Annotated in this window: 12 protein-coding genes and 4 pseudogenes; 10 read left to right on the top strand and 6 right to left on the bottom strand. The window is 58.4% G+C overall.

From position 1 onward, the window contains the following. Window positions 1-177 precede the first annotated feature (177 nt). From ACVILL_RS10850 to ACVILL_RS10835, 4 genes and pseudogenes are all read left to right on the top strand, one after another. Window positions 178-397, top strand: a pseudogene (locus tag ACVILL_RS10850) (alpha/beta fold hydrolase); the annotation flags it as partial. A gap of 11 nt (window positions 398-408) precedes the next feature. Continuing rightward, window positions 409-816 carry a hypothetical protein gene (locus tag ACVILL_RS10845; protein ID WP_456729039.1) on the top strand — a complete coding sequence of 136 codons (408 nt, stop codon included), beginning with the start codon at window positions 409-411 and terminating at the stop codon, window positions 814-816. Beyond that, a complete protein-coding gene (locus ACVILL_RS10840; protein ID WP_456729038.1) occupies window positions 723-1,133 on the top strand; it encodes a sensor histidine kinase in 411 nt (136 codons plus the stop codon). Before ACVILL_RS10845 ends, ACVILL_RS10840 begins: the two co-directional genes overlap by 94 nt. Before the next feature lie 53 nt (window positions 1,134-1,186). Further along, a complete protein-coding gene (locus tag ACVILL_RS10835) occupies window positions 1,187-1,369 on the top strand; it encodes a sensor histidine kinase (protein WP_249136424.1) in 183 nt (60 codons plus the stop codon). A gap of 1,012 nt (window positions 1,370-2,381) precedes the next feature. Here ACVILL_RS10835 and ACVILL_RS10830 read toward each other — a convergent pair. Next, entirely contained in the window at window positions 2,382-3,098 is a 717-nt protein-coding gene (locus ACVILL_RS10830) for a Crp/Fnr family transcriptional regulator (RefSeq protein WP_100951609.1), read from the bottom strand. Window positions 3,099-3,120: 22 nt separating this feature from the next. After that, window positions 3,121-3,300, bottom strand: a complete 180-nt coding sequence (locus tag ACVILL_RS10825; RefSeq protein WP_456729037.1) for a hypothetical protein — start codon at window positions 3,298-3,300, stop codon at window positions 3,121-3,123. Between the two features lie 1,041 nt (window positions 3,301-4,341). Between ACVILL_RS10825 and ACVILL_RS10820 the strand changes: the two genes are divergently transcribed. After that, window positions 4,342-4,722: an NUDIX hydrolase gene (locus ACVILL_RS10820; protein ID WP_456729036.1), complete on the top strand. Its 381-nt coding sequence runs from the start codon at window positions 4,342-4,344 to the stop codon at window positions 4,720-4,722. 91 nt (window positions 4,723-4,813) lie between these two features. On the opposite strand, the gene ACVILL_RS10815 is transcribed toward ACVILL_RS10820, so the two are convergent. Beyond that, window positions 4,814-6,502 carry a Na/Pi cotransporter family protein gene (locus ACVILL_RS10815; protein ID WP_456734239.1) on the bottom strand — a complete coding sequence of 563 codons (1,689 nt, stop codon included), beginning with the start codon at window positions 6,500-6,502 and terminating at the stop codon, window positions 4,814-4,816. A gap of 124 nt (window positions 6,503-6,626) precedes the next feature. Here ACVILL_RS10815 and ACVILL_RS10810 point away from each other — a divergent pair, with 124 nt between their 5' ends. From ACVILL_RS10810 to ACVILL_RS10795, 4 genes and pseudogenes are all read left to right on the top strand, one after another. Next, the gene (locus tag ACVILL_RS10810) at window positions 6,627-7,109 is read left to right on the top strand and encodes a hypothetical protein (RefSeq protein WP_456729035.1); all 483 of its coding nucleotides are present in this window, start codon (window positions 6,627-6,629) and stop codon (window positions 7,107-7,109) included. Next, window positions 7,036-7,194 (top strand): annotated as a pseudogene (locus ACVILL_RS10805) (hypothetical protein); the annotation flags it as partial. The gene ACVILL_RS10810 and the pseudogene ACVILL_RS10805, both read left to right, overlap by 74 nt. 37 nt (window positions 7,195-7,231) lie before the next feature. Continuing rightward, window positions 7,232-7,585 (top strand): annotated as a pseudogene (locus ACVILL_RS10800) (hypothetical protein). A 27-nt stretch (window positions 7,586-7,612) separates the two neighbouring features. Further along, window positions 7,613-7,968 (top strand): annotated as a pseudogene (locus tag ACVILL_RS10795) (fructose-bisphosphatase class II); the annotation flags it as partial. Window positions 7,969-8,019: 51 nt separating this feature from the next. Here ACVILL_RS10795 and ACVILL_RS10790 read toward each other — a convergent pair. Further along, window positions 8,020-8,556, bottom strand: a complete 537-nt coding sequence (locus tag ACVILL_RS10790) for a hypothetical protein (protein ID WP_456729034.1) — start codon at window positions 8,554-8,556, stop codon at window positions 8,020-8,022. Between the two features lie 384 nt (window positions 8,557-8,940). Between ACVILL_RS10790 and ACVILL_RS10785 the strand changes: the two genes are divergently transcribed. After that, entirely contained in the window at window positions 8,941-9,624 is a 684-nt protein-coding gene (locus ACVILL_RS10785; RefSeq protein WP_456729033.1) for a hypothetical protein, read from the top strand. 122 nt (window positions 9,625-9,746) lie between these two features. Here ACVILL_RS10785 and ACVILL_RS10780 read toward each other — a convergent pair whose 3' ends face one another. Further along, window positions 9,747-10,742, bottom strand: a complete 996-nt coding sequence (locus tag ACVILL_RS10780) for a hypothetical protein (protein ID WP_456729032.1) — start codon at window positions 10,740-10,742, stop codon at window positions 9,747-9,749. A gap of 96 nt (window positions 10,743-10,838) precedes the next feature. Next, entirely contained in the window at window positions 10,839-11,831 is a 993-nt protein-coding gene (locus tag ACVILL_RS10775) for a metal ABC transporter substrate-binding protein (RefSeq protein ID WP_456729031.1), read from the bottom strand. Between the last annotated feature and the right edge of the window lie 35 nt (window positions 11,832-11,866).

Here is an 11,866-nt window from a genome sequence, read left to right as displayed (position 1 = left end):
ACGCGCTCACTTGGCCGTCACGCCTGCGACATCGACTGCCTCAACATCCGGGTCAACCGATGCGCCGTCGAACTCCTGGGCCGCTCCCAGGGCTGCTCGATCCGCGTCGGTACCCACTCGCATTGGATGCACGTAGCGAAGAAATGCTGACGCAAGGTCGCTCAAAAAGGGATGCTGATGCCGGGAGTCGTAGAACGAAATAATGTGCACATCCGCGGCAGCGGCGAAAAAAGCGATGATGTTTGCCCATGGCTTCGGCCGCGACCAGAATATGTGGCGGTTCGTGGCACCTGCTTTTGAGAGCAACTTCCGCACGATCCTGTTTGACCAGGTCGGAGCGGGCGGCTCGGACCTCAGCGCCTACGACAGAAACAAGTATTCGAGCCTGTCGGGCTATACGTCCTGACCGTGGCCGGACGCATCTACTACGAAACTCATATCGCTCCGCTGTTGCGAATCCAGGGCACTTTCGAAAAGTTCGCCATCGACGTTCTCAGGGCGGACGGACAGCCGCTGCAGATGATCGCCAACGCGGCCGAGCGACGCGATGCCGAAGGCAAGCCGCTCGCCATCCGCCTGGCGCTCATCAGAGCGACCGACGGACGCCGTTACGAAAAGGAGCTACTCGGAGCCCGAGAGCTCGCAAAGGTAGCGGAAAGCGTTGCGGAAGAGAACTCCGGCGCGAGCATGAAAGTTCTGAGCTGCGCGAACAATTCATCGCAGTGCTTGGTCACGATCTCCGCAACCTCGCCTCGATCAGCGCAGGCGCGCGCATTCTCGACCGTTCGGTACAAACCGACAAAGAGCATCAGGTGATCGCAATGATGCAGACGACGGTCATGCGAATGGCCGGGTTGATTGACAACGTACTCGATCTCGCCCGCGGCCGGTTGGGCGGGGGCATTGGGCTGGATCGCGATGCGGCAAAGCCCTTGGAGCCGGTTCTCATGGGCATCGTCGACGAACTGAGGCTCGCTTCACCGGGCCGCGTCATCGAGGCCGAATTCAAAATCGGCCGAACGGTGAACTGCGATCGCTCCCGGATCGGACAGCTGCTCTCAAATCTCCTCGGGAACGCTCTGACTCATGGAGCTTCCAACAAGCCTGTGGTTGTGCATGGAGAAACCAGATAAGACGAGTTCGAACTCGGGTTGCGAATTCGGGCGAGCCAATCCCGGAAAAGGCCATGGGCAAGCTGTTCGAGCCCTTTTTTCGCGGGAATGCTCACGCCAGCAGGCAAGGACTCGGACTGGGCCTTTACATCGCCTCCCAGATCGCAACGGCTCATGGAGGTGAATTGACCGTTAGCTCGACCGAAGAAGAGACAAGGTTTACGTTCAGGATGCCTCTCCGTCCCGCGACGAGCTGATTCAGCCATTCACGCGTTGGGCAAGACCACGACCTGCTGGCCGGGCCGTCCCCACAAGCGGGATGTTTCGGTCAATGCCCGCCGGCGATTTGGCAAGCATGCTGACGGTCCCGGATCACGGAATTGACACCTGGCATCTCGAACACTGGAAATTGCCGGTCGCTGGGTCAATGCAGATAAAGCCCTTTGGCACATGATCGGCGCGGGTAGCGGTGTCGCCTCTCCTGAAGTCATAGCCATTCGCCTGTGAGAGCCGAGCTACGTCGATCCTTCTGCATCTCGGGCACTGAAGGTCTATCGTCCATTCATCGCGCCCGGTCACTATGGCGTAGCCGGTTTGCCGGGCCAGTACCTCGATTTGGTCAAAATCCAGTCTTTGGCGTCTTTGTCGGATGCGAAATCCCCGACATGAGAGTCCGGCCCATACCCGGTCGTTACCGAAACGAACCAGCGGCCGCTCGTCATGACCTTGGCTTCAAATCGAGGAAATATGTCCATCGGCACAATATGCGCTCCAGGTCGGCCAATAGCTACTTCCAACTTGGCCTGAAAAGACTGAATCAACCAACGGACAAGAGGATCAACGCGGCGGCGCGACAGATAGCATCGCAAATAGAGCATGATCGCCGTCGATTTGCGCCGTTTCCCGGCTTGTCGCGTAACCGTGAGCAACCTCGAGGCTCGCTTCGGAAACGTGCCATTTCCAAAGCGTCGGCTCCAGAGGTGTGAGAGTGACCTCTAGCAAGCGGGGGGTGAAATAGCTCTTCATTCGGCGATTATGCGCTGCAAATCGACGGATTACCAGACTCCAGTTTTGCCACGATCAAATCATCGCCTCTCGGGCAATGACGCGTGCGTTGCCGTCAATCCCCTGCGGCACACAAGCGGCCGGGGCCGGTATCGCTCGTCCCGTCGCTGTTCACCGATCTCGCTTTGAAGCGCGTGAAGATTTCTCCGGAGTTGTCCTGGAGTATGTGGGGCGATGTCTGCTCCTAGGCCCAATGCTCAGGCGCTATTCAGGGCTCGTGTAATCCTCAAGACTGTCAAACCCGCCGAGCTGGACGATCTTTTCGAAGTCGCCAAGCGTGACGACCTGTCGCTTTATATCGAGGATGCCTTGAGTTCGGAACGCTTGGAGGATGCGGTTAATATGCACGACGCTCAATCCTAAAGCGTCGGCCAGCTTAGATTGAGTAATTGGAAATTTGAATTGATCGTTGGCCACCAAGCCCATTACTCCAAGTCGCTGGCGCAATTCCGCAACTAGATAGGCCAAACGCCCCGAAGCCGATCGTGTTCCCAGATTGACGATCCATTGCCGGAACAACGCGGCGTCAATAAGCGACTCGCGCCAGAGCGCCCTTGCCAAAACCGGATGCGCATCAAGGATGCGTTCGAGCGCATCGTGATCGATGAAGCCAAGCTCCACTTTCGAGAGGGTCATCAGATCATGGTCCATCCGCTTCAGTGGCAGGCCGTGAAGGTCGGGCATATCACCCGCAATGTGGAACGATAGGATCTGCCGTTTGCCCTCTTCCGAAACTTTGGATCGATACGCAAAGCCGCTCAAGATCACGCAGCATCGTGTGCTAAGGTCCCCCTCGCGAAAGATGGGCGAATCTTCCGGAAAATTCCTGGCCGGGGCGACGATGGACCGGAGCGCTTCGACATCTTCGTTGGATAAATCAGAGTGCTGCCGCAATTTGCGGATCATCATTTCGATGGGCATCTGAGGTTCCTTTCCCAACCTTTCAAAGCAGCTGTCCGGTCCGGCCCGCGAACATACGCTGGAATGGACGCAGATATGAGAGATTATCCAGATCTTCGCCCGCGCCGAAGCGGCTGTGCACGGTCTCGCCGTTGAAGATGACCGACGCCTCCACGTGTCGACGACTGTGCAGGGGCCTTGATGCCGGAATGATCGCCGACAAAGCAGCTCTCGTCTACCGGTTCGTCGCGGTTTTCAAGTGGGTCGGCTCACACTCTTTCCGCCACCACGCAGCTTCTCCTCCGTATCAGAAGCCATAGCGCGTCGCTCGCGCGCAGAACGAGAAATTGCCTCTACGATCCGGCTCAAATTTTGAACGGTAGCCTTCGGTGCGCGTTGCTTCTCCGCATGCCGAGCGCGCGGGAAGGTGTCGCTTCGCAGCGGTCCGGTGCGCCTCCCGGTTGGCGGCCAAGCCGACGATCCGCTAGTTCTGACCGAGCGCGCGATCAGGGTCTCCGTGGTCATTGCCTTTGCTGATTCAAATTAGGGCAGATTGCTTACGTGCTCGTGCCACTGTTGAGGAAGCTCAAGTGCGGCTCGCATATCTCTCTGTAAGAAAAGGAAACTTGGCGCACCCGACACGATTCGAACGTGTGACCTTTGCCTTCGGAGCAAGATAACGTGCCCATCCGAAAAATGCGATTAGGGCACGCTATTCTACGATATCCGGCTGATGCAACTGGATATTTTCAACAACACAAGCGACGTTCCTATCCGAAAACCCGCACTGATTTTCCCCTGCCTGCTTACGTGCTGCTTACGCGGGAGGTCGCGCCCGGAGTGAAGGAACGTCATGGTCAAGATTACGAAGAGGGTTGTCGAGGCAGCCGAAGCACAGGAAAAAGACTACCTGATCTGATTGCACCCTGACGCGCCAACGGATTTGCAGGGCAGGCGGATCGGAGGCCTGGAGTGGGCGAAAAGGGCACATTTCGAAATCGCTAAACGTTCCGAGTGCAGCGGTCCGGCCTCACCGTGACCTCCGATAGAGAGCAAGCTCTCGATAGAGCGCCTCCGGCACGAGGAGGCAACCAACCTCTGTTCGTCGCGCAGGCATTCAGGAGCGCTCTGAAGTGGTGCTTGCCATGCGCTTACACCCTTGGCGTTTAGTAGGTTTCCCTCCTTGGCAGTGCCCCGAATCAAGATATCTTCGACAATTGCGCAGGCTGACGACGGCGTCCAACATAGGTGGTGCCCAATAGCTATGGCGAGATCTGCGAAGCTGTTAGCGATCAAGCGAGGAAAGGTACTCTTGGTACGGCGCAAACGCGACCGACTGTGGATGTTCCCGGGCGGACGAAAGCGCGCACGCGAGAGCGATAAGGACTGCCTGCGTAGGGAGATCAGCGAGGAGCTTCCTAAGCTCAAACTCGGAAAACTTGCGCTCTGGAAAGAGATCAAGGCCAAGAATCGCTTCTCCGGAAGGAAGATGAGCGACGCAATCTTCATCGCGAAGAAGGCGTCTGGCAATCTGACAATTGGCGACAAGAAAGAGATCGATAGAGCTGCATGGCGCAAACCTCGCGGGTTGCAGCTTACGCCCACGTCGCGTTACATCAGAGACAAAATCTTTTCCAAACGCTAGCGGTAGCACTTATCGGCGTCTGGATCTCTGGATCTCAACCGCGCTCCAGACGAGGAGCCAACGTCGTCACCTAACGCGCAAGTTCGAGTTGCTAACCCGCCGAGGCGGCATCCTTGCCATCAGGTGAGCTTTCGTCCGACTCGACCACGCGGAGACGGCTCGGCTGAAGAGCACCTGCGCGCTCCAGCACCGGATAGGCGACAGAGCATATATGCGAGTGGATGCGTTTCAGGTCACGCAGCACGTCGAGATGTAACGAGCTCGATTCGATACTTTCGGGACGACGCTCGCGCAGTCGTTCCAAGTGGCTCTCGGCAGCGGCCAGCTCCGCCGTTCGCAACGTCGCCTTCTCCGCGAGCAGCTGTCGGGCGATCTTCACATCGCCGGACATGAAAACGCTGAAGGCCAGCTTGAGATTACTCATGACCTCCTGGTGAAAGGTCTCCAGCTCCGCGGCGCCTTGTTTGGAGAAGGCAAGCTTCCGTTTGATTTTCTTCTGCGCGAGTTCCATCAGATTCTTGTCGATGATGTCTCCGATGTGCTCCAGGTTGATGGAGAACGCGATGATCTCCATCGCACGATGACCGTCCCGCTCATCCAGGCTCTCGCGTGTGAGCCGGGTTACATATAGCTTCACCGCCTCATCGAGCTTGTCGACGGTGTCGTCCATCCGGCTGACTTCAGCGACAAGCCGGCGATCATCGGTCATCAGTGCCGTCATGGCTTGAAGCAACATGCTTTCGACGATGTCGCCCAGATGAAGGACCTCACGTTCTGCGCAGGCGAGCGCGACCGGCGGCGTGCCGACGGCGGCCTCATCGAGATAGAGTGGGCTCGCGGGATTGTTGGGTTTTGCCCGTTCCGGCAGGAACCGGCTCAAGAGCGAAGCCAGCCAGCCCAGTGGAAGGATGAAGACGATCGCCATGAGCAGGTTAAGTGCGGTGTGGAAGTCCGCTGTCATGCGTGACGCGTTGGGTTCGAACCGGCTGAGGGCGTCGGCAATCGGATGCAGGAACGGTAATGCGAGCGCGCACCCGACCAGGCGATTGAGGAGGTTGCCAAGCGGCAAGCGATAGCTGGCTGGGTTGCTGCTGTCGCTACCTTCGATGACGGGGTTGATGGCGCTTCCGAGATTGGCGCCAAGTGTCAAGGCGAGTGCCGCCACCGGCGTGATAAAGCCAGAGTACGCCAGTGACATGATCAGCAACACGACCGTGACACTCGAATGGGCGATCCAGGTCAGTACACCGGCCATCAGGACACAGAGCAGGGGGTCGCCAGTGACCGCGGCAAGAAGCGTTCGAGCCGCCGGCGCATCCTCCGCCGGCGCCAGCGTATCGAGTAAGATATGGAGCGACAACAGCATGAGCCCGATCCCGATCGCCACGCGACCAAGATCGCGCGTCCGCGTCTGGCTGCCACGCTTGAAGGCAATGACGCCGACCAAAAAAAGCAACGGCGCTATCGCAGTCACATTGAAGGAGAGAACCTGAACAATAAGCGTCGTGCCGACGTTCGCGCCCAGCATGATGGCAAGCGCGGGGACCAGATCGACGGCGCCGCCGGTGACGAATGAGGCGGTCATGAGCCCGGTCGCGGTGCTGCTTTGCAGGAAGGCCGTGACGGCAAGTCCAGCAAGGAAGGCCAAGAAGCGGTTGCGCAGCGCGGTCCCGAGGAGGCGCCGCAGATCAGATCCGAAGGCCCGGACGATACCGCTATGGACCATATGCAGGCCCCACAGCAGCAGCGCAACGCCTCCCAGGAGATCGAGGAGCACCATGCTGCTCAACTTTTCCTCCCTTCGTTCCACAATCCGAGTATGGGAACGGACCCAGCCTCGTGAACCGGGCATTTGGCAAGATGATATCGCGGCTGACCGCCGAATTGCACGATAAATCCGCAGCTTGGAGCTTGGTCGCGTCGATTTCGGCGTATCTGAGCTACGTCCGGTTATCCGTGACTTGGGGTTGATCGATCACTCCGGATCTGTTCGCGCACAGGTGTGTGTTCTACCCCATCATCCCAGCATCGACTTCCAGGAGTTCATGATCGTGCGCCCACGGCGCACCGAACTTTGCCGAGGCGCGCTTCGCTACGGCGCGGAGACGTTCCACGCACTCCACGACCTCCTGCACAACGCCGGATATTCGACCGCGGTCGGCGACGAGGGTGGGTGCGCGCCAAACCTGAAGTCGATCGAGGAAGCCTGTGAATTGATCGTCGCCGCGGTCCGGAAGGCGGGCGTGCGCCCCGGCGGCGACGTCGCGAGTGCGCTCGACCCGGCAGTAACCTCTTTCGCCGAAGACGGCCGGTATGTCTTTGCTAAATCGGGCAACAAGATCCTCTCGCGCGCGACGAACTGCTCACTCTCTACGCCGCCTTGTTGACGTCTATCCGATCGTTTCGATCGAGGATGGGTTTGCTGAGGACGACTGGGACGGCTTTTGCGGACAAACCGCTGCTTGCGGCGATCGGATACAGATCGTGGGCGACGATCTCTACGTGACCAATCCTCGTTTTATCCAAAGGGGGCATCGAGGGCGGTGCGACCAATGCGGTCCTCATCAAGTTAAACCAGATCGGCACCGTGACGGAAACAATCAAGGCTGTTCAGATGTGTCGGGACGCAGGCTGAGCTTACGTAATATCTCATCGGTCTGGCGAAACCGAGGACACTTTTATTGCCGATTTCGCGGTCGCGATGGGCGGCGGACAAATCAAGGCTGGATTCCTTTCGCGGAGCGAACGACTCGCAAAATACAATCGCTTGCTCGAAATTGAGCGCGAGCTGGGACCCGCGGCAATATATGAGAGTCCTTTTCTGAAGCATGGAGTCGGGCGTCATGGCGATACCCCAAGATGAGCCTCATACATCTCAATTGCAGGCTGGCCCTCCGCATTACAGTCCTTGTCCTTTGACCGGTCTCGCCACGCCGAGCTCATCATGACGGTTCGCAAGTCCGACGCCGCAGTCAGCCTCATCACGGACGGTGACGTCGCTGGCGTCATCCATACGGCCGACCGCGACAATACGGGTATCGACATCTACATGGGCATCGGCGGAGCGCCAGAGGCTGTGCTCGCCCCGGCCTCGCTGCGCTGCAGTCGGGGGCAGATGCAAGCTCGCCTTGTTCTCGATGAGGTGGAGGCCCGGGCACGCGCGGCCGATATGGGTGTCGTGGATCCCGCAAGAAACACCAGATCGAAGACATGGTCAGCGGCGACTGCCTGTTTGCGGTATCCGGGTTCTGTTTCCCAAGTGCTGAGAGTGCGCCAACTTATGACGCCAGCGGATGATCAGTCGTTGGCCGAGGCGAGGTCCTGATCAATCTGCAGTCGCTCGAACCAGGACGGCCGCTCACGCAAATCGCCGAGCCGCGCTTGAGCCCCGGAGCGGACGCGCTTCGATTCGCTGCGCAAGGCGACTCGGCACGCCAACAGCGACAGTTGGAGGTCCGAATTCGTCATGAACGAACGCAGTTGTTCGAAATCCTTTGAGTTGAGCCTAGCTTCTTCCGAGCAACAGCAACAGGCTCCAGCACTTCCGAAGTTGGGATTCTGAGGGGGATTCGTAAACTTAAAGCGAGCTATGGCGTTCAGAAGGACCGGGTGTGCCTCAGGTCCGAACGAGGCTAGCGCTACTTCCGCCGTCTGACGAACTTCATCTTCACTTAGTGCATCGATAAGGACGGATATTGTGCTGGGCTGCCGAAACGTCGCCAATGCGGCGATGAGCCCATTGAGCGGATGCATCTTGGCGAGTCCGGAAAGGAGTTCAAGCGTGTTGTTATCCTTCCTCCGTGCGATCGCCCGTGCCGCCGCACTGACCACCACGTCATCCCCCAGCCCTTCGACGGCATCGCCGTTGCGAGGCTTGCGCTTGGCCTTCTCGGCGCCTTCGATGTCCTCGAAGAGTTTCTGCAGGGGTTATCGGCCAGGAGGCTATTAAAGGCGAACTCCACCACCTGCGAAGAAAATAGGCTGCAACTCGGCACGATCAAGATATCGGGCACGAAACCGAGCAGGCCGCTCAACTTTGTCACCAAAATGGTCTATTCTGAAAGCGTATATCCGTGCGGCGGTGGAGTTCGCTTGGAACGCCCGATGGGCCAATGACTCCTGCAAGGTCAAACCTTGGTGGGAGATCAAAATGGCTGGGTACGAGAGGCGCGGCGGAGCGTTCTGCAGAAAACAACACGGAACTATCCGGGTGAAGCAATGAGCACCGCTTCGCAGCACAGCCGCGTCGCCCTCCGGTTTATTGTTTTGATCGGCATATTGAGCTTCTTTGCCGACTTCACCTACGAAGGTTCTCGAAGTATCGTCGGTCCTTACCTGGCGAGCCTTCAGGCAAGCGGAACGATCGTCGGCATCGTCAGTGGCCTAGGCGAACTGCTTGGCTATTGCCTCCGGCTATTTTCGGGGCGCATTTGCCACAGGCGGCGATGCCCCGGCCGAGCTTCAGAAGCCGCAGTCTCTGTAGTCTTTTCTGGCGAACCGGAAATGCGAGCCGACGGCGATAAAGTCAATATCCAGACATTGATTTCCTCGGCGATATTCGCCCAAACCGTCGCATCGAAGATATTCGAGATTTATCCGCCAGCGCTTCTCCTGCGGCGAGTAAGTTGCAAAATCATTCTGAGCGCTGGCAGGCCCCTTGCAGATGGCAGCGATGTATTGTCGGATTTCGGCGGGCAGATCGTCGATATGATGAGGATTCCAGGGATCATTCTTGGTGACGGCGCTGCCCTTGGCACCGGCCGTCGCTACACTGCAAAGCAGAAAGAAAAGAGCCAACAACGAGGTTCGCATGGTCATTCGGCACTCCTCAGTAAGTGGCTTCTGATCGTGCGGTTTATTTGCCCCCTGAGATCTCCTGTCCTCGGCAGGAGAGAGTCCTAATCCCGACGAAACTTTGGACCTCCCCGCAGGTGCTGAACCAGCGGGTCATCTTGAGGCCGTCGCTGCTATTCCGGAGATCAGCGAGATAGCCAGCACGAGAGACAGGCCACAAGCGCGGAAGTTCACTGTGCCTTGCAAATCGGCGTTGGCAGTTGCGCCGGTGCCGGATGCTCCTTCTTGTACTGAGCCAGGATCGGCTCAAGGGATTCTCTTGGCCAAAATTTCGGAACGCGGATTTCGTTCAAACAGGAAGCGTTCCAATATAGTCCCATGCCGGTTAGTGACCGGCCGGCCGCAACCGCTCGCGCGACGGCCTCGATGTCGGCAGAGTCAGGATAGATGTAAAGCGTCGTCGGATTATCTTTCACCATCGCTATGATTTGGCCGGCGTCCGATGGCGACCAACTGGTACAACCGTTGCTGCGGCCCCCAGCGTAATTCTCTAGCGCTCCAAAAGGAACGTAACCGTCGTGGTTTGCGTGCGGACTGCGTGGATCCTTTCGAAGACAGACGTTTCTCAACAACTCGGCCGGGTGCCCGCCGATCTCGCGCTGTCGGGCATTTGCGGTCTCGCCCTCACCATCAAACTGAACAAACGAGCGTATCAGAACCGCGTCTTGTTTCGCCGAGATACGGTAGTAACCTTTGAAAGACGTCTTCGTCTCGCCGGTGACATAGGCCCCGCCAGTCGTCAGAGTTGAATCCATCGCGTTGCCGAAGTTCTTCGCGCACCGTCTTCCGTTCGCGAAATCTGCGACCCCCTTCAAATCGCGACCGCCGCCGTGACCCGCCGAAATCGCGCGAAACGATCGCTCGGATTCGCAAATGACGTAGAACCGGCCCCCCAATCTGCCATCGCTTAGATCGTTGGGACGCGTCGCGTCCATGGCGAAGTAGCAGGGATTTTTAACCGCGCCTTGGCTCACCTTTTGCTGGTAAAGCGCGCGCGCCCTTTGCAAGACCACTTTTGCGATTTGACCTTCGCCTTCTCCGACATGGGCTCTCAGCCAAGCCGGAACATCCGACGATTGCTCCACGGCAAAAGACCTTGGCGACGCCAATGAAGCGATGGTGATAATGGACAGGCCGCAGATCAGAAGGATCGACCTTAACCGCACCGGATCAATTCTCCTATTTCGAACCGTTTTGCCCGCAAGTTCAAGGATCGCAGTGTACTCAACCGTTAGCGCCGGATCTCGCGGCGGGACAAGCGGCTACTCCATAAGGGCGCCCGCGATCGTTCTGATATTGTGCCTGATCATCTCGATGTAGGTCGGAGCCTCGCCATCCTTCGCTGTCAGGCTATCCGAATAAAGCGTTCCGCCGATTGCCGCTCCGGTCTCGGAGGCAATCTGGCGCATCAGTCTGGGGTCGCTGATGTTTTCCAGGAAGACCGCTGGAATCTTCTCTTTCTTGATCTGCGTGATGATGGTTGCGATATCCCGCGCGCTCGGTTCAGTTTCGGTCGAAACGCCCTGCGGCGCCACGAACGTGATGTCATAGGCGGCGGCGAAATAACCGAAGGCGGCGTGAGTTGAGATCACCTTGCGCCGCTCGGCAGGGATCGGCGCGAGCGCCTCGCGAACGTCGTGATCGAGCGCCCCCAGCTTGGCCAGATAGGTCGATGCGTTGGCTTTAAACGTTGCAGCGTCGGCGGGATCGGCGGCCACCATGGCGTCGCGGATATTGGCGACATAGATCTCGGCGTTCGCAACGGATTGCCAAGCGTGCGGATCCAGCGATCCTGCGTTGCGATCACCGCTCAGTATCTCGCCAGCAGAGACCTTCCGCGGTACGATGCCGTGGGTTGCGACGACGGTGGTCGCATGGCCGCCTGACGATTCGACAAGGCGCGGCAGCCAGCCCTCCAGGCCAAGGCCATTGACGATTACAAGTCCGGCATTCCTGATCGCCTCCGTATCGGCGGTCGTCGGCGTGTAGACGTGGACGTCTCCGTTGGGGCGGACCAGCGTCGTGACGTCGACCCGATCACCCCCAACGTTCCTGGCGAAATCACCGAGAATCGAAAACGTTGCCACCACCTTTAACTTCGTTGCCTCTTGCTGCGCAGACGCGGGCAGGATCGACGCGGCCGCAAAGCCAACCAGGATCAGCAGAAACCGTCGAAGGCAGATCTTCTGCCACACGGGGCTGTCGGATCGATGGGCCAAGTCGAAATGAAACCGCCGCCGCGGATTGGCATGCATTGAAGTGTCACGACACAACTGGAACAAGTGCGCCT

This window comes from Bradyrhizobium sp. USDA 3364 (assembly GCF_054056355.1).
Note: the sequence above shows the minus strand (reverse complement) of the source record. Positions and strands in the feature narration are given on the sequence as shown.